The sequence below is a fragment of the Dyella acidiphila genome, from assembly GCF_014863405.1.
Lineage (GTDB): Bacteria > Pseudomonadota > Gammaproteobacteria > Xanthomonadales > Rhodanobacteraceae > Dyella_B > Dyella_B acidiphila.
This window is the reverse complement of the sequence record NZ_JACZZA010000017.1, coordinates 1-19,546: the sequence shown is the minus strand read 5'-3', so window position 1 is coordinate 19,546 and position 19,546 is coordinate 1. Positions and strand designations below refer to the sequence as shown.

Below are 19,546 nucleotides of genomic sequence, written 5' to 3'. Positions count from 1 at the left end.
GGACCCCATGAGTCAGCGCAAATACTTCGGTACCGATGGCATCCGCGGGCGCGTCGGCCAATGGCCCATCAGCGCCGACTTCATGCTGCGCCTCGGCCGCGCCCTCGGCGTGGTGCTGCACTCGCAGCGCAAAAGACCGGGCCGCCCGATGGTGCTGATCGGCAAGGACACCCGCGTCTCCGGCTACATGTTCGAATCCGCCCTGGAAGCCGGCCTGGCCGCCGCCGGTGCGGACGTGCGCCTGTTCGGCCCCATGCCCACGCCCGCCGTCGCCTACCTCACGCGCAGCCTGCGCGCCGACGCCGGCATTGTGATCAGCGCTTCACATAACCCGCACTACGACAACGGCATCAAGTTCTTCTCCACCCACGGCGAAAAACTCTCCGATGAGGTCGAAGAAGCGATCGAGCGCGAAGTGGAAGCCGAATTCGCCACCGTCGATTCCGAACACCTGGGCAAGGTGGTGCGCGTAACCGACGCCATCACCCGCTACGCCGAATTCTGCAAATCCACCGTGCCGGAAGATTTCAGCCTGGCCGGCATGAAAATCGTGCTGGACTGCGCGCACGGCGCCACCTACCAAGTCGCGCCCAAAGTGTTTGCCGAACTCGGCGCCGAATTGCACGTGATCGGCGATCGCCCCGACGGCTTCAACATCAACGACAAAGTCGGCTCCATGCACCCGCACGCCGTACAGCAGGCGGTGCTGGCGCATAACGCGGATATCGGCTTCGCTTTCGATGGCGATGGCGACCGCGTGCAGATGGTGGATCGCAACGGCGTGCTCGGCGACGGCGACGACATGCTCTACGTGCTGGCCCACAGCTGGCATAGGCGCGGCATGCTGCAGGGCCCGGTAGTGGGCACCCTGATGAGCAACTACGGCCTGCAACTCGCGCTGGCCGAGATCAACGTGGACCTGATCCGCGCCAACGTCGGCGACCGCTTCGTGCTGCAAAAGCTGAAAGAACACGGCGGCGTGCTGGGCGGCGAAACCTCCGGCCACTTGCTGTGCCTGGATCGCGCCACCACCGGCGACGGCATCGTTGCCGCGCTGGCCGTGCTCGAAGCGCTGAAGGGCGAAGACCTGGATCTGGCCGACGCCCGCCAGGGCCTGCACAAACTGCCGCAAGTGATGATCAACGTGCGCGCCGAGGGCGCCCGCGAGGCCCTCGGCAGCAAGGCCGTGCAGGATGCGCTGGCGCAGACCGAGCAGGTGCTCAAGGGCCGCGGCCGCGTGGTGCTGCGCGCCTCCGGCACCGAACCGATGGTGCGCGTCACCATCGAGGCCTCCGACGGGGCCGAAGTGCAGAAATTGGCAGAACAGCTGGCCGCCGTCGTAAAATCCGCAGCCGAACGCTCGTGAACCAGTAGCGCCCGCCCGAAACGGGCCGGCGCTACAGCCAGAACCCAGGTCGCCAAGGAGGGGAGCCTGTCCAGCCATTACCCGGACAGATTCCTAAGGCCCGACGTGCACCGCCCCTGCGGTGGCGGAACAACCAATTGACCGCACGCTCACCTGTGGAAGCACTTATGGACACGCCCATCAAAAAGGTTCCGACCCTCGACATCCGTCGTTTCGACACCGACCGCGAGGCCTTCGTGGCCGAGCTCGGCGCCGCCTACCGTGAATTCGGTTTCTGCGGCATCAGCGGCCATGGCATTACCGCGCAGCAGATCGACGGCGCCTACGACGCCTTCCAGCGCTTCTTCGCGCTGCCCAGCGAAACCAAGATGAAATACCACGTGCCCGGCACCGGCGGCGCACGCGGCTACACCCCCTTCAAGATCGAAACCGCCAAAGACAGCCGCTATCCGGACCTGAAAGAGTTCTGGCATATCGGGCGCGAGATCGAGCGCGATTCCCAATTCGCCGACGTGATGCCACCCAATATCTGGCCAGCCGAAGTGCCCGGTTTCCACGAACACGGCTACGAACTGTTCCAGGCGCTGGACCTGCTCGGCAGCCGCGTGCTGCGTGCATTGGCCCTGCATATCGAGCTGCCGGAAGACTACTTCGAAGACAAGATCGACCAGGGCAACTCCATCCTGCGCCCGATCCATTACCCGCCGATTGTCGAAGAAAACATCCCCAACGTGCGCGCGGGCGCCCACGAAGACATCAACTTCATCACCCTGCTGGTAGGCGCCAGCGCCGAAGGGCTGGAAGTGCTCACCCGCGAAGGCAACTGGCTGCCCATCACCACCGAAGGCGACGCCATCGTGGTGAACATCGGCGACATGCTGCAGCGCCTGACCAACCACGTGTATCCGTCCACCACCCACCGCGTGGTGAACCCGCAGAACAACAACGCCCGCAAACCGCGCTATTCGGTGCCGTACTTCCTGCATCCGAATCCGGACGTGATGCTCGACCCGCTGCCCCAGTGCATTACGCCGGATAACCCGCGCCGCTACGAAGGTGCCATCAGCTCGCACGATTACCTGATGCAGCGGCTGCGCGAGATCAAGCTGATCTAAACCGCGCACGCATGTACCCGTAGGTTGGGTTACCCCGGACTTGATCCGGGGTAACCCAACGATCTGTCTTCGTAGCGACATCGTTGGGTTACGCTCCGCTTAACCCAACCTACGCAGCTGTTTTCTTGAACCCTCAACCCCGTCATCCCGGCGAAGGCCGGGACCCAGTGTCTTTTGGGGTGTTTCAAGTCGCTGGGTCCCGGCCTTCGCCGGGATGACGGTTGGGGTGATCTTTGGCTCAGCGGCAAGCAGCGCACGCCCGCACTGCAAACAACAATGCGTGCGCTTCTCATTGCCTACACGCATCAACATCACCCGCTAAATTAGCGCGGTTCCCCGGAGCCTCGCCCATGGCCAAACACCGCCACACCGAAAAACACTTCACCGCCTCCGACGTTGTCCGCGACCTCGTCATCGGCATGGCCGACGGCCTCACCGTTCCCTTCGCACTCGCCGCCGGCCTCTCCGGCGCTGCCGTAGCCAGCAAAGTGGTAGTCGTAGCCGGCGTAGCGGAAATTGCCGCTGGCGCCATCGCCATGGGCTTGGGCGGCTACCTCGCCGCACGCGGCGACGCCGATCACTACGACGCCGAACGCCGCCGCGAGCTACGCGAAGTGCGCGAACTCGCCCGCGAAGAAGAACAGGAAATCGTGCAGATCTTCGGCCAATACGGCCTCACCCGCGAAGCCTGCAAACCCGTGCTCGAACACTTCCATCAAGACCACGATGCCTGGGTCGATTTCATGATGCGCTACGAACTAGGCCTGGATAAACCAGAGCCCGGCCGCGCCCTGCGCAGCGCACTCACCATCGGCGGCGCCTACATCATCGGCGGCCTGGTGCCGCTCACCCCATACATGCTGATCGACGGCCTGCAGCCCGCACTGCGCGTATCCGTCATCTGCACACTGCTGGCCCTGGCCTTATTCGGTGCCGCCAAAAGCCGCTTCACTGGCATCAGCATGCTGCGCGGCGCATTGCAGACCGTATTCGTCGGCGGCCTGGCATCCGCCGCCGCCTTCATGCTCGCCCGTTGGATCGGCGGCCCGTAATTCGACGGGAGCTTCATGGCGTAAAAATCAAAACCCATCACTGACCATCAACGCCACCACCGCCACCACTTGCCAGCCCCCCATCGCCGTCATTCCCGCGAAAGCGGGAATCCATTTGGCTCTGATGCAAAAGCAACGATGGATTCCCACTTTCGCGGGAATAACGCCAACACAAGCAACACCCGTAGGTTGGGTTAGCGCAGCGTAACCCAACGATGTTTCGCTTCGGCCGACATCTGTTGGGTTACGCTGCGCTAACCCAACCTACGAACCACCGGCCAGGGCAGGGCCCCCAATCACTCCGCCAACTGCGCCCGATACCGCTTCGACTGCTTCGCCGACATCCGCATCGCCACCCGATCCGGCAGCAACTTGAACAACCCCTTCACCACGCGATTGAAACGCCCGGTCACAAACACCGCATCACCACGCTCCACCGCAGCAATCCCTTCCTGCACCACTTGCTCCGACGTCTGCCACATGTAATCGGGCAGCTTGTTCATCATCTGCCGCGTACCGGTCACATCATGAAACTCCGATTTCGTGAACCCCGGGCACAGCGCACACGCATGCACCCCAATCGCCTGGTTCTCCAACGCCAGCGACTGCGAAAACTTGATCATGTACGCCTTGCTCGCCGCATACAGCGTATGCCCGGCCGTACCCGGCACATGCCCCGCCAGCGATGCCACATTCACGATGCGCCCATAACCCCGCGCCCGCATGCCGCGCACCAGCCGCCACGCCAACTCGGTCGGCGCCGTCATCAGCACGCGCATGAAATCCGCATGCACCGCCCAATCCACCTGATCGAAGGGCCCCGGCACGCCATAGCCCGCGTTATTGATCAACCAATCCACCTGCAAGCCACGCTCATCCAGCGCGTTGCACAGCTGCTCCACCGCATGCGGTTCGGCCAGATCGTTGGTGATTACCGTAACGTTGGTGCCATGTGCCTGGCGCAACTCCGCCGCCAGCGTTTCCAGGCGATCGGTACGCCGTGCCGTTAACACCACATCATGGCCGCGTGCTGCAAGCGCACGCGCAAACGCCGCGCCAATGCCGGCGGAAGCACCCGTAATCAGGCTAAGCGGACGTGCCTGGCTCATTTAAACGTTCCTTAGATCGAGTGAAATGAATAATCACAGCAAATCGCATTGCTGAGCGCAGCACGCGATAGGTAAGCTTGCCAGCTTTCATTTGGGGCGGATGCACGCATGCGCAAAAAACTCGTCGCCGGTAACTGGAAAATGCATGGCAGCCGCTCGATGGCCGAGGGCCTGGTGCACGAGCTTGCCCAGGCTAAGCCAGCCGATGTCGATGTATTGGTATGCCCGCCGTTTCCCTACCTGGCCAGCCTCGCCGCCGCGCACGCCGGCTCCGGCATCGGCTTTGGCGCGCAGGATGTGAGCGAGCACGAGGGGCAGGGCGCCTATACCGGCGAAGTGGCTGCCGCCATGGTCGCCGACGTGGGTGCCCAGTGGACCCTGGTAGGCCACTCCGAGCGTCGCCAATACCACGCCGAAAGCAGCGAGCAGGTGGCCCGCAAGTTCGCCGCCGCCCGCGCCGCCGGCCTCACCCCCATCCTGTGCGTGGGCGAAACCCTGGCTCAGCGCGAAGCCGGCGACACCGAGGCGGTAATCGCCCGCCAGCTGCAGGCCGTGGTGGCCCTCAACGGTATCGCCAGCTTCGACACCGCCGTGGTGGCCTACGAGCCCGTCTGGGCCATTGGCACGGGCCGCACCGCCAGCCCCCAGCAGGCGCAGGAGGTGCACGCATTCATCCGTAGCCAACTCGCGCAAGGGGATGCTATGATTGCCCGTCTGACCCGGCTGCTTTATGGCGGCAGCGTCAAGCCGTCCAACGCTGCGGAGCTGTTCGCCCAGCCGGACGTGGATGGAGGTCTGATCGGGGGCGCGGCGCTCGTCGCAGCCGACTTCCTGGCCATCTGCAACGCCGCTCACTGAGCGATACCGAATCCTACGCGAGACACCATGTTCGTCATCTTCAGCGTGTTCTACATCCTGATCGCTGCGGCCATGATCGTGCTGATCCTGATGCAGCGCGGCGCTGGCGCCGACGCAGGCTCCGGTTTTGGCGCAGGCGCTTCCGCCACGGTTTTCGGCGCGCGCGGTTCGGCCAACTTCCTGTCCCGTTCCACCGCCGTGCTCGCTGCGCTGTTCTTCGTGCTCAGCCTCGGCATGGGCATGTACCTGAAGGCCAATGGCGGCGCCATTCGCCAGCAGCAGGCCACCAAGGACCTGGGCGTGATGGGGGATCTTGGCAGCAAGCCTGCAAGCCCGCAGAATGCGCAGCCCGCCGCCCCGGCCAAGCCGCAGGCAGCGGTGCCGGTACCCACCGCACCGACCGGCAATGGCGACGTACCCGCCGCCCAGCCGGCCCCGGCCAAGGCACAACAGGGTGACGTACCGGCCGCCACGGCGCCGGCAGCGGCATCCAGCAAGCACTAAACAGCAACAACACCTGCCCAGGTGGCGGAATTGGTAGACGCACTACCTTGAGGTGGTAGCGACGCAAGTCGTGGGGGTTCGAGTCCCCCCTTGGGCACCAACACTATGCTTCAGGATGTTTCTTATCGTCCCAGAAGCTCAATGAAACCCGCTACTTAGCGGGTTTTTTTGTGTCAGGGTGTTTCAGGCTGTTTCACTGAAGCCCAAGATTTTGAGTATGCTTTTGTGTATCTTGAAATAAATTCATACTCAAAAAGGTCTCATGCCTCCACTAGCTAAACCACTCACAGATACGGAAGTAGATAAAAAGTCCGGCCCTAAGAAAGGGACCTACCGGAAGGCGGACGGAAACGGGCTGTATCTCGAAATAAGGCCTAGTGGTTTGAAGACTTGGCTAGTAAGAGCGCGTCTACCAAATGGCAAGCAAACCGCCGCCATAACCATTGGGCATTACCCTGAAGAAGTGCCGATCACGGGTATGTCATTGGCACAAGCTCGTGTAAGGGCTCTTGAGATTCATAGGGCTGCCAAACTGGGCTTGCCGATCAAAGGACTTAATGCACAAAAGCAGGAAAGTAGACGACTGGTTGCGGAACAGCAAGCAGATGCTATGCAGAGCGCATCCGACGCAGAGCGCCATACCTTGAAGGTGGTGTCAACTAAATGGCTCGCTGAAAAAAGACCAACTTGGCAGCCAGAGACGTACCGGAAGGCCAGGCTTATCGTTGAAACTTACCTGATACCACAGTTGGGCGCTTTGGACATGCGCACCCTTACTACAAAGGACGTCAAGCCGGCACTACTCGAGATGGCAAAGAAAGTGCCTGTTCTTGCGAGGAAAGCGAAGCAACATGTCGGCAGTATTGTTGGTTACGCCATAGACGAGGGTATGCGTAGCGACGATGCCGTATTGCGCCTAAACAATCTGCTCCCAAAACATGAAGGTGGTCATATCCCAGCAATTACGGAAAGCGAGAGGGAATTAGAGAGCCTTCTGAAAGCAATTGAACATTACGATAATCGGGTAGTACGTGCCGCGTTGAAACTGGCGATGTTAACCGCTCAGCGTCCCGGAATTGTAGCCAGTGCGCGTTGGTCTGAAATGAACTTAGCTGCGGCAGAGTGGAACGTTCCCGGCAAGAATCCAGATGGAAGTAATAGGATGAAGACTGGAAAGGATTTCAGTACGTCCTTGCCTACCCAGGCATTACACGTGCTTGAAGAAATGCGTCTTCTGACAGGAGGAATGGAGTATGTCTTTCCGCCGCTTGCCCAACAAAGAACTCCACATCTGCATCGTGATTCTTTAGGTGCGGCTCTACGTAATATGGGGTTTCGCGGCAAGCATAGTACCCATGGATTTCGCGCAACTCTCCGCACAGTAGGAAGAGAACGTTTGAACTTCGACATTGACGTGTTAGAACAACAACTAGCTCATGCGCCAAAGGATCAAGTGGAAGCAGCTTACGCAAGAGTAAAGTTCAAACAGCAACGACGTGAGAAGATGCAGGAGTGGGCGGACTATCTGGATAGCTTAAGGACAGTAACTATTTCCGAAGAATGACTTTGTAGTTTTAAATTTTCGAAAATAAATGAATATTGAACAGCTATTATAATAATAACTTTAGTATCTTAAATTAACAAATGCTATTGCGTGAGTAATTAGGCAGGGCGAAAATGATCCCACTTTTTAGGAGATCATTATCATGTCGAAAATCGAAGATTCAAATTCAGTAAGTTTGCTGCGAATGGCAGACGTCGTTAAGAAGACTGGTCTTTCTCGCTCAACCGTCGGGCGACTAATAGCTAAAGGGCAATTTCCCAGCCCTATTAAGATTTCAGGGTTAATGACGCGCTGGTTAAGTCGCGACGTCGATACATGGATATTTGATCTTGCTGAGGCCAGCAGCGCGATCAGATGGAAGAGAGGTGCGACGATCGAAAAGCAATCGATCAGCTAAATGGATGTATGGCTACTAAATTTACGCAATTACCATTGGTGTGAATACACTTTACTTTAGCGCTGCTAAATATAGATCGCAGAAGCAATGAGCCAGTGGTCCCACTGACGCAGAGTTGAGCGTCGAAAACATTAGATTTCTGGACTGGCAGAGGCAAGTTCTCTGGATCAGATTGGAGAATTTTTAATAAAAAATACCGACAAGGAATAATAAATATATGAATAGTACGAAATTAGAATATTATAATGATGCGCATTTTTATGACCATGACTACGGGGAAATCAATAGATATAAGAATTTTATACAGGTCAATCCAAATATTATAAAAGTTCAAGAAAAGTTAGCTAGGATTAAGCCTGTTCCATACTCATACTTCGGAACTCTATCTTTTCAATATGATCTTAGGCCTGATGAGGCTACGAAAGTTGCATCCACACATTGGAGAAAGGTGCAGAAGCATAGTTTAGGAAGAAATTGGATCAAGAAGGGGATGGAGCCTTTAACCGGCCTAATAGTGATGGAGAGGCATCCTATCTACAACAAGAAGACTACCCAGATCTTTAGCACTTGCCACTTTCACCACCTTATTTATGACCATCCAGCGCTAGGAAAAAATAAGTTGGCGGCTGCTTATGAACTAGACAGCGCTTTTGCAGAAGCCGCTTGTGGACTTACCCATAAGAACAAGAGATGGCAACTTGTAAGTAGATATGGAACGCGAGTTCTTCCCGTATACGACACTATGCAGATTTGCGGTTACGTAGCCAAAGAAGCATGGCACTACACGTGGGAGTGGAGTGATCGAATCGGTTATTTATGCAAAGACGGCGTAGTTTAGTGTTGTCTTACCCAGCCTTTGATTGATGAAAATACATGTGTGGGTATGTTTAAAAACGTACCCTGTAATTTGAGGATATAAAAGTCTTGTATCCGTTATGCATTAACGGCTTCAAGATGCTCTTTGAAAATATATTTCTATAGATACGGCTCAATTTGAGGGTGCCATCCGTCCATCACATAGCTAATTTTTTGGTCACTGGCTTATTTTTGTGTTCACGATGCCGTTGTGCCACATAGTCTTTAAGCCAATCCTCAGGCTTGATAGCGAGTGCTTCTAGCATTTCGACTAGCTCAACTATATCCAATCTACGCTCGCCTCTCTCGACCTTAGAGATGAAGGTCTGAGTTGTATCCAATCTGTTGGCAAGCTCTGTCTGGGGAACCTTGCAGGATTCCCGTGTGGTCTTAAGCATTTTCAGCAGAAGCTGATAGTCAGGATGGTGAGTAGAGCCGGCCATCATGCGTACCCGAGGTGAACTCGGATGGCATGCTGAAGACCGTTTTGGTATAGTCCAAAATAGACTAGTCCATAATAAGCTTATGATGAGCTTAATGAGGGTTCATAAGATGGAACGCAGTTCGCGTCGGCCGCGATTTCAGTCAAACCGGGAGAGGCAGGCATGAGCTCGCTTTTTGGTCGGCTGATGACGCTGTGGGCTCTTTACAGACTGAGTGGTCCAGGCATCGCGGTGATCCTGCTGGCTGGCATCGGCTGGATCGTGGAGGGCTATTTAGGTTGGCTTGCCTTGATCCTGTACATCGCGCTGCTGATCGCCCTCGCGTTCATTGCAATGCATGCCGTGATCGAGCTGATCAACAGAAATTCAAAATTCTTTGGTCGCAAGCTGCTTGACTCGGATTGAGTCGAACTAGCCACATGAATATAAACAGGGGATTCCGAAATGCGTAAGCCGTTCAAAATCATGCTGGGCATCATTGTAACGTTTATGTGCTTTGGTGCTGTCCTAAGTTTTAACCAAGGCAAGTCAAGTACAGGGAATGATTCCTCCACAGCACAATCGCGTAGCGAATCTATGTCTGACTCAACCGCGAGTGTCGAAGCGTCCTTCCCCGCTGATGAGAAGGAATTTTCTCACCGTTACAACAGCATCGCCGATCAGGCTTGGAAAATTACCGACATTCAACCAAACCAAGGCTTTGACACACTTCAAATGCCGGATGGTTCGTACATCGAAGCTAAGGATAGTGAGTATTTGTTCTTTCCAAGCGGTTCGATATCAAGGCCATCGATCATCGCTATTTGCACATGGATGGTTAGAGCGGCAAGTCCTTCCACGCCCGCATCGGATGCGGAAGGTGCCGCTACGAAGGCTGCAACAAATCCTTCATCGACTCATAACCTGAAAATTATCGTTGGTAATGTTGTAGTGATCGGAAGTACGTATCCAGCGCCCTGTGCCGTTAGCTCTACTGGGCTGTGAAGGAGGGGACCATAGTCAGACAGTAATATTCACCGCTAAAGTCTGAGGGGAAAATGGCAACGTTCGAAGTCCTGCAAAAGTGCTGCCTAAAAAAGACAGACGTCTCACAAATAGTAATCGTCGAGATAATCAAAAAAAGTCTGTGCAAACATTACGCCGGTAGACATATTAATCCGACGTCTGATGGACTGATTGTTCAGGGTGATCTTCAAGCCTTCGGCGCCAGAGCAATCACAGCGGCGGAAGTGAAATTCCGAATTGAAGATGGTGAACTGACCTATCGAGTGGTGGGTTCCGTATCTTTTGGAAAATGGCCTTGGGCTTGGCTTGCGCTATTCTTCGTCGTCAATGTGATATGGGGATACGAGAGCTTATTCATCCTTGGCCTGTTCTCTGCAGATGCGATCAGCTACTTCTTAAGTCGAGATAAGCCGAAGCAATACTTTGAGAATGCCTTCAAAGCGATCCAGTTTGAAATTGGATGACTAGGGCAGACAATACCGGACCGCCTATTGGAAAACCCTTTCTCCAATAGCAAGTTTGGCTTTTCCCACGACCACTTTTTGTAAAGCTTGCGCCAACACCATGCAAGGCTTCGTTTGGCCGGGTGAGTGCATAACCGAAAATGGTGTCCATGCAGATAAGTTGTTCGCCGCTGGTCACCCGATAACCGCTGCCCTAACCCACTAGTTGCTGGATCACTCTGCGCTCTTATCGCGAGGCTTACGTTCCTGCACCTCAATTTTCGTAATATTCCCACCGAGTTCCTGTTGCTCTGGAACATAGCGTTCCGCCCAGTTGTTTATACGCTCCAAGATGCGCCCCATTACGTTGCCGACCAGACGCCCAGAGCGCTGTATCTCTTTCGCAAGTAGGCTCTCGTCAACACCTTTCTTGAATCGCTTTCCGACATAGCCAACTACTGCGCCGCCAACAAACACGCCAAGCGTAATGGACCCTGATTCAACCGAAGTGATACCAAGGTATGAAAAGACGGGTGCGTCTCGATTTAGGTAGGGGGGGAATGAATAACGGCGGCGCCGAAAGAAAAAGAAATCGGGCCCAAAGAAGTCAAAAAGTTCTTCTTCTATAAGACCATCAATTGATGCCAGAATTTCGTCGAGATCAAAGCGAGTGATAAAATCATTAAACTCGATAGTGATCGAGTACTCAGCTGCGTCATCGCTATTTGTGCGTGGCATTTCTGTGATCCGTTAATAGATGGACATGCACGAGACCAAACATGTCGGCGAAACCATGCTTTGTCGGTGCGAGTAGAACGACGTTCCTGCATCAACTTGCGAGAACCGCCAACGGGTGTCGGCGTCAGGTGACAATGGAATTCATGACACACCTGCATCAATGATAAGGCCCTTAGAAGTCGTTCAATCGTTCTTGTAGGTCTTTGGCGATACTGTCCAAACCTGGGTATATGAAGCTATGCGCGATACCCAAAAGCGCCAGATGCTGCTTCAAATCTTCTCGCGCAAAAAATGGAATCGAATGCTTCACGATATTTCCCCATCGGAAAGGGCTATGAGGATCTTTCTGTATAGAGAAAAGACCGCCCTGTGACGTAATCCTTGGCGAAACATGCGTGGCATTGAAAAGCCCGTCGGATTGGAAGGGATCGCTATTATTCGTATCCAGCGGCTTTTGCTTGACTCGCATGATGTAAAATGCGGCGGAGCCATCGTACTTCGCGCTGCCTACCTGTTCGCGCTGAAGCCAGTTCGCGTCTACGGACTCTCCGATCGCAAAATAAAGAGCGACGAGCGGATTCGAAGTCCAGTCGAGAAGCCTCGTCGGTAATCCATGATGCTGGGCGAGTGCGAGCCAATCCCAGTCATTGTCGGGAGGCGTAGTGAGGAAGGGGCGCGCCGCTTGTTTGAAGCGGTCAAAAATGTCCTTCTCCCCTAGTTTCTCTGCTGGATAGCCCTTGAGGCTGATCACTTTGGAAGGCGCTTTGGTGAGTCGTCCAATTTTTGGAAGTAATTCGAAATCGGAGCGGCGTTCGCCGCGGAAAAAATATCTTTGGTTGGGTTTACAGTTCCCAATTAAATTCAGAAATTCCGACAGGGCCGTGATTTCACTACTGAGTTCCATTCGCGTAAGCCCTTTTTTTGTTCTGGCCAATTTTCGTCAGGAGTTCAAAGAAGTTTGGGTTTCGCCTAGAAAATTAATAGACCATGTCCCGCTCTGTGTCCATCTAGGCGCTTTCACTTAGCACTCTTTATCCCAATCCTTCCGCCTTAGATTGGGAGCGGACCTTTGGCGATGTGAGGTTCAGTCAGATTTTTGAAGCGATCGGTAGATTGTGGCTACCCCTACCTTAAATCGCTCAGCCAACTGAGGCACCGAGTATTTATCCTCTTCGCGCAGAAGCCTGATCTTCTCACGGTCGGCTAGAGTCAACGCCCGCTTGCGCCCAAAGGTGACACCCCTTTCCTTGGCCTTCGCAATCCCGTCTAGCTGACGCTCTGCTCGGATATCGTTTTCAAACTCAGCAAAACTTGCGAGCAGGCTAAACATTAGCCTGCCCTCAGACGTGGCGGTATCGATCGCTTGATCCAACACCTTCAGTGACACGCCCTTCTTCTTCAGCTGATCAGCAATCTTGGTTAGGTCAAGAATGGAGCGGGCCATACGGTCCAACCGCGATATCACAAGCGTATCGCCCTCCCGAACGAACTGGAGGCATGCCTGAAGCTCCGGGCGGCTGTCGGCCTGCCTACCGGACCGCTTCTCTGCAAAGACCTTAGTGCAGCCATAAGCTTTCAGCTTATCGAGCTGGATGTCGAGCGATTGGCCCGTGGTGCTAACTCGCGCGTACCCTACAATGGTGGCCGACATTATCAAATCTCCTTAGAGATTATAATAATATCGTTCTGAAAGGACTTTTGATAGACCTTTTTTAAGGTTCCGGAAGGTATACATTTAGCGACGTGGTCCCAGCATGTGGGCCACGTGCCCAAGGACGAAGGAGGGGGCGGGCTATGGGGAAGAAGCGAATTTTGTGCTTGGCAAACTCAAAGAAGATGGCTGGCCGCTGCATTGCAGGTCGAGAAGTAATAGGTGGTGCACCCGGGCCTTGGGTTAGGCCGGTTAGCGAGCGACCGACCGAGGAAATATCGGAATACGAGCGTCAGTATCCAGACGGAAGTGATCCTCGTGTACTTGATATCATAGACGTACCGCTAGAGAGGCATCATCCACATGCTTGCCAAACCGAGAACTGGCTTATTCAAGCTGAAGAGTATTGGGCAAAAGTAGGGCAAGCTGGGTGGCGCGACGCCGTGGCTTTTGTGGAAACTCCGCAGACGCTATGGCACAACGGAGAAAGCAGTTATCACGGGCTGAACGATAGAGTAGAAGTTTCCGTTGCTGATCGCTTGCCTCATTCGCTACATCTGATTCATGTGAATAGAATCGAACTCAAGATCTTCGCACCCGGAGCAAACTTCGGTAACCCTAAGCGTAGGGTGCAAGCTAAGTTTGAATATCGCGGTGTTCAATATTGGATCTGGGTGACAGATCCGTACATTGAGCGCGAATATCTAGCTCGTGAGAATGGGGTCTACACGTTGGGCGATAGCTTGATCTGCGTCAGCTTAGGAGAACCATTCGAAGGATTTAGGTACAAGTTGGCCGCTACAATAATTCAAAGAGCGTTGGTGCAGTGATGAGTGAAAAAAAAGAGGCGACCGTCTTAACGATTGGTCACTCGAGTCATCCCATCGAGCGGTTCGTGGCTCTACTGAAACAGAACGGTGTGACTGCCGTGGCCGACGTCCGCTCAAGTCCATTCAGCAGACACAATCCCCAGTACAACAGAGAGTCTTTGTTGGAAGCATTGTCAGGCGCGGGCATAGTCTATGTCTTTGTTGGGAAAGAGCTTGGCGCACGCTCAAGTGACCCCTCCTGCTATGAAAACGGCCGAGTGCAATACGCTCGACTGGCGAAGACCTCTCTTTTTGAATCTGGTATCGACAGAGTGCTGCAAGGTGTAAAGAAATATCGAATTGCACTCATGTGTGCAGAAAAGGAGCCGTTAGATTGTCACCGAACCCTGCTCGTAAGTCGGGCTCTTGAGTCTAGAGAGGTCTCTATTCTGCATATCTTGTCTAATGGGGAGGCTGAGCCTCAGTCCAAGACTATGTCGAGATTGTTAGATATGGTGGGTTTGCCACAGGAAGACATGTTCCGTACACGAGAACAGCTTATCGAAGAGGCCTGCAAGTTGAGAGAGCAAAAGGTTGCGTATGTTGATGCTTCACAAGTCGAGCAGGTGAATCCTTGAACATCTTCACCATTGGGTTCACAAAAAAAACTGCTGAAACTTTTTTTGGGAAGCTTAAACGATCTGGTGCCAAGCGCATTGTCGATGTGCGTCTCAATAACGTCTCTCAGCTGGCCGGCTTCGCAAAGCGAAACGATTTGGAGTTTTTTCTGAGAGAAGTTTGCGATATGGGATATGTGCATATCCCTGAGCTTGCCCCGACGCAGGACATTTTAGACGAATACAAAAAAAATAAGGGTGATTGGATGGTGTATGAGCGAAAATTTCTCGACCTTATGCGCAAGAGAGAAATTGAGAAACGCGTAGATCCAAACACCTTGGAGGATGGATGCCTCCTGTGCAGCGAAGACAAGCCCCACCATTGTCACCGTAGGCTCGTGGCTGAGTATTTAAAAGAGCATTGGGGAAATATCGACATCAAGCATATCGTATGAGTTGATGTTAGTAGACTGCTCTAGTTGGTAGTTAAGCAACACATAAGTGGGTGCTACGTTGCAGTGGCGCCAACTTTAAGACAAATGCCCCGTGTCGGTGGTTTCAAGCTAACTAGATAAAAGATTCGACCACCAAGCGGCGTTGGATGAGCTTGGGTGTGGCATGTGACGTGCAAGGATTTTGATTCTTTCCAAAATCCTCTTGGCTTCAGCATTTCCAATAGATGAGGTTTGAATCCATTGGTGAAGGACGTCCGCGGTGGACATTATCTTTATCCCAACATCAGATCTAGATGCTACAAGGACTGCTTTCCTGTCATCGGTTACCACAGTAAATCCACGACTCTTGGCTATGGCGAAGGTTTGCGCTTCTCCATCGTCAAGTTCCATTGCAAAATCGACATACAATTGCGATTCCAGTGGTGACTCAGGATGTATGAGAGTCACGATTCCGTTGTTAAATAACAACCTTGGATCTATAGGGATCTGAGTGACTGTTCCATCTTGATCAAAGTCACGGGTGTAGGCTAGCTCATTGACGACGGTGGAACATAAATGCCAGCTATGAGGCAATGTAGCTAGTTCTTTAAGTCCGCCCCACCCAGTGTATAGATTTAGTGCCGAGCAACAATCAAGGACGCAGCGACTCATTCGTTGTCACCGCGTGCGTTCGAAATCAAAGAGTGTCCAAGCGAAAGTGGAACGATGGAAGTCGATCCATTCGCATCATCTTGGGTTAAAGAACACGACTCCACAATTTCTCGCGCCTTGATTCGATCGCAGCGAAGGAACTTAGACAATTGCCCTTCCGTGATCTTGCCAGAAACAAAGAGCTGTACAGCTAGCTGTCTATACCTCTCGGGGTAAGGTTCTATAGGGTCTCCATCACCAATCTTCTCGGTAATTCCAGCTTGCTGCTTCAAGGTGCCAACAGGGACTTTTTCCTCACTAATTTGGTCCCACGTACCTTTAGGGATTAACTTAAGACTTTCGAGCCGAAGGCACGATGCCATTACCGACACCATAAAATAGTCGGCCAGCCTGCATAGATCTCCAACATTAAAGTCACCAGAACGCTCGATGTCTTCGTAGAAGCGCTTCTTAATGCCAACTTCTGGCATAAGAAATTCTGCAGCGAATGCATCAGCAAAACGTTCGTTCAATGGCTTTCGCCCCGAGGAGGTGATGAAGTCGACACCGGGGCGATCTCTATCGGTCAGAAAGTGGGCATATTCGTGAGCGATGGTCCACCGTCGTCTTTCTAACGGATGAAGTCTATTGATTAGTATGCAGTATCCGAAATCAGGTGCAAATGCGTAGAGTCCAGCTAGTTTTGAGTCCACGGCGTCTAAAAAAACATGAATGCCAACTTTCTCGAGTAGCCTACGCAATGCGTTGACAGGTAGATAGGAGCCTAGATTGAGGCGTTCACGCTCTTCTTTAGCGCATTGTTCTGCAAAGCGCTCTACTTGACTTGCTGCAAGGCGAATGGGTGGAGGAAATTCGCCTGATAGCCTAACGTTGGCCTGTTCCTCTAGGAGTTGGTAGTCCTCTATAAAGTTCGTGAGCTTTGATATGGCGGCGTCTAGACCTTCTTGTCCATGTGCTGATGGATCGAGTACGGAGCGTAGGTGTGGGGCAAGCTTTGGCGTAGCTTGTCTGCGGAGTAGCTGATTTAGTGGTTCTCTATAAAGCTCTGAGAGTTGAACGAGCTCCTCAGGCTTTGGCTTTCTTGCCCCTTTTTCAATCGCGATGAAAGTAGGCCTGCTAACATTTAGATGACGCGCAGCCACGTCTTGCGTGATATTGGCGGACTTTCGCGCGGCCACTAGGCGCTGAGCTAGAGAATTTATATCAACGTTGTTGTAGCTCATTTCACACCTTCCGTACCTCGTGAAGGATGGGTTTTTGATGATTCAAAGGTCTGCATAATCTCTTCGGAGTGCCTCAAGTAGAGGCGGATGATCGCGTCATCTTCATTCGTGGATATCCCAGTCGATCGAAGATGATTGATAAGTCGTCGCTGTACAGCGGGGTCAGATTTCAGCCAGCGCTTGGCATCTGCTTTGTAGAAAGTAAAGTAATCAGCATTATTTGGCTCTAGGTCTCGTGTGGAGAAAATATCTGTGCCGTAACCGGTGGAGTCGTCAGCTATTCCTGAAACACTGAAAGCCTGCCGCCGTTCTATGCAAGCTGGACACTGGCCGCAATGTGAAAGGCCAGTCATTCTTAAAGAGCTGTGAACGCATGACCTTGAAGATTTTATCCAATCATCCAGTCCCCAAGGAGCCAAGCTTTTAAGCATTTCACCCTTCGTCTTCTCTATGTTAGGTAGATGGAAGGTGAGTTGATCGCCCATGACTGTGGTGCAAAGTTCAGATACCAAGCGTATAAATGTTGGATGTGCACCTCTCGTCGCTAAACTGCTACCAAGCATTCCACCCATAAGCGGAAGATTGATAGCGCCGACGCCGTTCTCATACATCTCTACACTTTTTAGGCTGTATGCATGTGCAGCTATTGCAGAGGTGACGCAGAAGAAGAATGCGCGAGTTCTCTGGGTTTTCTCTTGATCGCGCATGCGCACTGCCTTCCCTCCAATCAAGGACGTGGATAGCGTTGAGTGGTGAAGAGCAGGCTTTTTACCCGTGAGGCGGCATATTTCATCGCTAAGGCATTCGATTTGCCGTTGAGCCATGCCACGTATATTGGCTTGATGCGCAACAGTTATGAGCATGATGCTGTCTGCGCCTTCTAAAACTCGTTGGGCGAGTCCCGCAGCGGAATCTAGGCCGCCACTATAGAGCGCAACATGCTTGGGTGGCGGGGCGATGGATAAGTAACTTTGGTGACCGAGATCATCTGCGCAATGTACTCGCTGGACGAAGGAAAACTCCCAAGCATCTTCGGTCAAAATTTTGATGTTATTCCAAAGAAGCTTGGTGACTTCATCCGATTGCCAAAATGATAAGTCATCTACGGCAAAGCATACGCGTATCCTTCTCATTCCAAGCTCGTTATCCGCAGTGCGCCGGCGCTTGGTGATACGGTCGATCGTATAAATTCCAGCGGCGATGCGCAGGAGATCCAAGCACCGCGGTGGTGGCAGGACAAGAAGGGCGTGGAAGAATCCATCCGCATTTAACCGAAGATTTTGACAGACGTCTCCAGTGATCGTTATACGATTGAAGATACCGTCAACGTGATAGCTATCGAACATGATTGGATATCTTCGATTGCGGATTGGCAATGGGATTGAGCGAACGACTAATCAAGGGTTCCTTTCGCTGTTGCTCACGAGACACACTGCGTTTGCGTTGCGGTATGCCGTTCCGTAAGGAATGTTCTAGAACCTCGACAATTTGATCTCTCGCAGCTAGCAGGGAAGTGGAGGTTGCTAGTTCGAGCTCGTCCCGTCGATTTTGATCAATAGATAAATCGTTTCGCATAGTGAAACGAGTGGCCTGCGATTGAACGCCATCGATGAGTAGCTCAGCGACCTTTCTGGCGATAACGGATGGTTCCGTAGATTGAGTGATCCTGTAAGCCGTCTCCACCCATCTAGCCAGCGAAGCATCTTTAAAAGTCGCTACCGCGCTCTGGAGGGCGATTTGATCTACACCGCAGGCTTTGAGCACCAAGTAAAGAGGTTGAGCGCGCAGTTTTCGGAGTAGCGTTGCGAGGCAGTCTTCTGCAAGCCTGTCTGCTGCCACGCTTGCACTAACGCCGGAATCGGCAACCACAGCAAGCCAGCGCTTGTAGTTGCGACGACTGCCTACATCCAAGACTTCGTTCTCAGCCATGACGCTGGTCCTGCACACTTGGTTGAGCAAATTATGACCAGATGAATTTTACAAAGTCAAATAACTTTAAGAAAAAAGTTTTACATTTGACCACCTTGGTAACAAGAAGGTGGCTTGATTCCGACATGCTGCCGCATGAATTTTATAAGAAAGATGTTTATTATCAATTATTTACTTTCATGTTTAGCAAATTTCGCTGCGGGACGATTGAAGATGTACCATCATTGCGACAGTTCGAGTCCCCACTGGGGACTCGAACCGCTTCAAAAATTAGTACGGGGAAGTTGAGCTTTGCTCTTCAAGCACGATCTACGAGCGCTGTTGTGTATGCTGTTGAGTATGAATTTTAAGGTGTATTGAAAATAATTTTGATAAATCAATGACTTGATGTAAGTATATGGTCTCCCCTTGGCACCAATCGAAGGCTTCGCTGCCCCAAACGGGAAACAGCCGAAGCAAAGAAAAACCCGCCAAACGGCGGGTTTTTTTATGGCTGAAATAACCGCCGCACCTTCACGCCGCGGCACTGGACTCCACATCGCGACGATCAGGCACTGGCCCGCGCATCGTCGTCATGCGCCGCTGCGCCTCCTGCGTATTGCGCTTGCCCATCTCGATCAACACCGCTGAGCTGACCTGAAATTTCTGGTCCAGATCCAAAGTTCATAGACTTATGACGAGGAGACTGGACGATGCCCAAGAAACGCTTTAGTTCCGAAGAGATCATCCACAAGCTGCGCGAGGCCGAGGTGCTTTCCTCGC

The 19,546-nt window shown here is 53.1% G+C and carries 24 protein-coding genes and 1 tRNA gene; 15 read left to right on the top strand and 10 right to left on the bottom strand.

The genetic code is table 11. From position 1 onward, the window contains the following. Nucleotides 1-7: 7 nt before the first annotated feature. The 3 genes from glmM (at nucleotide 8) to IGX34_RS20680 (ending at nucleotide 3,533) form a co-directional block, all read left to right on the top strand. Nucleotides 8-1,366, top strand: coding sequence for a phosphoglucosamine mutase (gene glmM / locus IGX34_RS20690; RefSeq protein ID WP_192557654.1), 1,359 nt, complete (start codon nucleotides 8-10; stop codon nucleotides 1,364-1,366). A 179-nt stretch (nucleotides 1,367-1,545) separates the two neighbouring features. Next, nucleotides 1,546-2,481 carry an isopenicillin N synthase family oxygenase gene (locus IGX34_RS20685; protein ID WP_192557689.1) on the top strand — a complete coding sequence of 312 codons (936 nt, stop codon included), beginning with the start codon at nucleotides 1,546-1,548 and terminating at the stop codon, nucleotides 2,479-2,481. Between the two features lie 350 nt (nucleotides 2,482-2,831). After that, nucleotides 2,832-3,533, top strand: coding sequence for a VIT1/CCC1 transporter family protein (locus IGX34_RS20680; RefSeq protein WP_192557653.1), 702 nt, complete (start codon nucleotides 2,832-2,834; stop codon nucleotides 3,531-3,533). A 296-nt stretch (nucleotides 3,534-3,829) separates the two neighbouring features. Here IGX34_RS20680 and IGX34_RS20675 read toward each other — a convergent pair whose 3' ends face one another. Then, nucleotides 3,830-4,642, bottom strand: a complete 813-nt coding sequence (locus IGX34_RS20675; RefSeq protein ID WP_192557652.1) for an SDR family NAD(P)-dependent oxidoreductase — start codon at nucleotides 4,640-4,642, stop codon at nucleotides 3,830-3,832. A 108-nt stretch (nucleotides 4,643-4,750) separates the two neighbouring features. On the opposite strand from IGX34_RS20675, the gene tpiA reads away from it, so the two are divergent. The 6 genes from tpiA to IGX34_RS20645 all read left to right on the top strand — a co-directional run bounded on the left by tpiA (nucleotide 4,751) and on the right by IGX34_RS20645 (nucleotide 8,803). Continuing rightward, nucleotides 4,751-5,500: a triose-phosphate isomerase gene (tpiA, locus tag IGX34_RS20670; RefSeq protein ID WP_192557651.1), complete on the top strand. Its 750-nt coding sequence runs from the start codon at nucleotides 4,751-4,753 to the stop codon at nucleotides 5,498-5,500. 27 nt (nucleotides 5,501-5,527) lie between these two features. Beyond that, nucleotides 5,528-6,004, top strand: a complete 477-nt coding sequence (gene secG / locus IGX34_RS20665; protein WP_192557650.1) for a preprotein translocase subunit SecG — start codon at nucleotides 5,528-5,530, stop codon at nucleotides 6,002-6,004. A gap of 15 nt (nucleotides 6,005-6,019) precedes the next feature. Further along, nucleotides 6,020-6,104: transfer RNA gene (locus IGX34_RS20660), tRNA-Leu, on the top strand. 162 nt (nucleotides 6,105-6,266) lie between these two features. Beyond that, nucleotides 6,267-7,568, top strand: a complete 1,302-nt coding sequence (locus IGX34_RS20655) for a tyrosine-type recombinase/integrase (protein WP_192557649.1) — start codon at nucleotides 6,267-6,269, stop codon at nucleotides 7,566-7,568. Between the two features lie 142 nt (nucleotides 7,569-7,710). Next, entirely contained in the window at nucleotides 7,711-7,965 is a 255-nt protein-coding gene (locus IGX34_RS20650; protein ID WP_192557648.1) for a helix-turn-helix transcriptional regulator, read from the top strand. Nucleotides 7,966-8,182: 217 nt separating this feature from the next. Next, nucleotides 8,183-8,803, top strand: coding sequence for a hypothetical protein (locus IGX34_RS20645; protein WP_192557647.1), 621 nt, complete (start codon nucleotides 8,183-8,185; stop codon nucleotides 8,801-8,803). Nucleotides 8,804-8,978: 175 nt separating this feature from the next. Here IGX34_RS20645 and IGX34_RS20640 read toward each other — a convergent pair whose 3' ends face one another. Further along, nucleotides 8,979-9,266, bottom strand: a complete 288-nt coding sequence (locus IGX34_RS20640; RefSeq protein WP_225737664.1) for a helix-turn-helix domain-containing protein — start codon at nucleotides 9,264-9,266, stop codon at nucleotides 8,979-8,981. Nucleotides 9,267-9,425: 159 nt separating this feature from the next. On the opposite strand from IGX34_RS20640, the gene IGX34_RS20635 reads away from it, so the two are divergent. The 3 genes from IGX34_RS20635 to IGX34_RS20625 are packed head-to-tail and all read left to right on the top strand — an operon-like array spanning nucleotide 9,426 to nucleotide 10,732. After that, a complete protein-coding gene (locus IGX34_RS20635; RefSeq protein ID WP_192557646.1) occupies nucleotides 9,426-9,668 on the top strand; it encodes a hypothetical protein in 243 nt (80 codons plus the stop codon). Nucleotides 9,669-9,707: 39 nt separating this feature from the next. Beyond that, the gene (locus IGX34_RS20630; RefSeq protein WP_192557645.1) at nucleotides 9,708-10,247 is read left to right on the top strand and encodes a hypothetical protein; all 540 of its coding nucleotides are present in this window, start codon (nucleotides 9,708-9,710) and stop codon (nucleotides 10,245-10,247) included. Between the two features lie 53 nt (nucleotides 10,248-10,300). After that, complete coding sequence (locus IGX34_RS20625) at nucleotides 10,301-10,732, top strand: hypothetical protein (RefSeq protein ID WP_192557644.1); 432 nt, start codon at nucleotides 10,301-10,303, stop codon at nucleotides 10,730-10,732. A 213-nt stretch (nucleotides 10,733-10,945) separates the two neighbouring features. Here IGX34_RS20625 and IGX34_RS20620 read toward each other — a convergent pair whose 3' ends face one another. The 3 genes from IGX34_RS20620 to IGX34_RS20610 all read right to left on the bottom strand — a co-directional run bounded on the left by IGX34_RS20620 (nucleotide 10,946) and on the right by IGX34_RS20610 (nucleotide 13,100). Further along, nucleotides 10,946-11,449 carry a hypothetical protein gene (locus IGX34_RS20620; RefSeq protein WP_192557643.1) on the bottom strand — a complete coding sequence of 168 codons (504 nt, stop codon included), beginning with the start codon at nucleotides 11,447-11,449 and terminating at the stop codon, nucleotides 10,946-10,948. Nucleotides 11,450-11,621: 172 nt separating this feature from the next. Beyond that, on the bottom strand, nucleotides 11,622-12,353 hold the full coding sequence (locus IGX34_RS20615) for an FRG domain-containing protein (protein WP_192557642.1): 732 nt from the start codon (nucleotides 12,351-12,353) through the stop codon (nucleotides 11,622-11,624). A 180-nt stretch (nucleotides 12,354-12,533) separates the two neighbouring features. Continuing rightward, entirely contained in the window at nucleotides 12,534-13,100 is a 567-nt protein-coding gene (locus tag IGX34_RS20610; protein ID WP_192557641.1) for a recombinase family protein, read from the bottom strand. 143 nt (nucleotides 13,101-13,243) lie between these two features. On the opposite strand from IGX34_RS20610, the gene IGX34_RS20605 reads away from it, so the two are divergent. From IGX34_RS20605 to IGX34_RS20595, 3 genes are read left to right on the top strand one after another with little or no spacing between them, the layout of a single operon-like run. Then, entirely contained in the window at nucleotides 13,244-13,930 is a 687-nt protein-coding gene (locus IGX34_RS20605) for a dual OB domain-containing protein (protein ID WP_192557640.1), read from the top strand. Next, entirely contained in the window at nucleotides 13,930-14,547 is a 618-nt protein-coding gene (locus tag IGX34_RS20600; protein WP_192557639.1) for a DUF488 domain-containing protein, read from the top strand. The genes IGX34_RS20605 and IGX34_RS20600 overlap by 1 nt, the downstream gene beginning before the upstream one ends. Continuing rightward, nucleotides 14,544-14,981: a DUF488 domain-containing protein gene (locus tag IGX34_RS20595; protein ID WP_225737663.1), complete on the top strand. Its 438-nt coding sequence runs from the start codon at nucleotides 14,544-14,546 to the stop codon at nucleotides 14,979-14,981. The genes IGX34_RS20600 and IGX34_RS20595 overlap by 4 nt, the downstream gene beginning before the upstream one ends. Nucleotides 14,982-15,089: 108 nt before the next feature. Here IGX34_RS20595 and IGX34_RS22565 read toward each other — a convergent pair whose 3' ends face one another. The 5 genes from IGX34_RS22565 to IGX34_RS22220 all read right to left on the bottom strand — a co-directional run. Then, complete coding sequence (locus tag IGX34_RS22565; RefSeq protein WP_486599028.1) at nucleotides 15,090-15,632, bottom strand: PIN domain-containing protein; 543 nt, start codon at nucleotides 15,630-15,632, stop codon at nucleotides 15,090-15,092. Continuing rightward, nucleotides 15,629-16,855: a helix-turn-helix domain-containing protein gene (locus IGX34_RS20590; protein ID WP_192557638.1), complete on the bottom strand. Its 1,227-nt coding sequence runs from the start codon at nucleotides 16,853-16,855 to the stop codon at nucleotides 15,629-15,631. Before IGX34_RS20590 ends, IGX34_RS22565 begins: the two co-directional genes overlap by 4 nt. Next, entirely contained in the window at nucleotides 16,852-18,201 is a 1,350-nt protein-coding gene (locus tag IGX34_RS20585; protein WP_192557637.1) for a 7-cyano-7-deazaguanine synthase, read from the bottom strand. Before IGX34_RS20585 ends, IGX34_RS20590 begins: the two co-directional genes overlap by 4 nt. Next, the gene (locus IGX34_RS20580; protein WP_192557636.1) at nucleotides 18,191-18,784 is read right to left on the bottom strand and encodes a hypothetical protein; all 594 of its coding nucleotides are present in this window, start codon (nucleotides 18,782-18,784) and stop codon (nucleotides 18,191-18,193) included. Before IGX34_RS20580 ends, IGX34_RS20585 begins: the two co-directional genes overlap by 11 nt. Nucleotides 18,785-19,331: 547 nt before the next feature. Continuing rightward, nucleotides 19,332-19,546: hypothetical protein (locus tag IGX34_RS22220; protein WP_225737662.1), on the bottom strand; the 215-nt coding region annotated here is incomplete at its 5' end.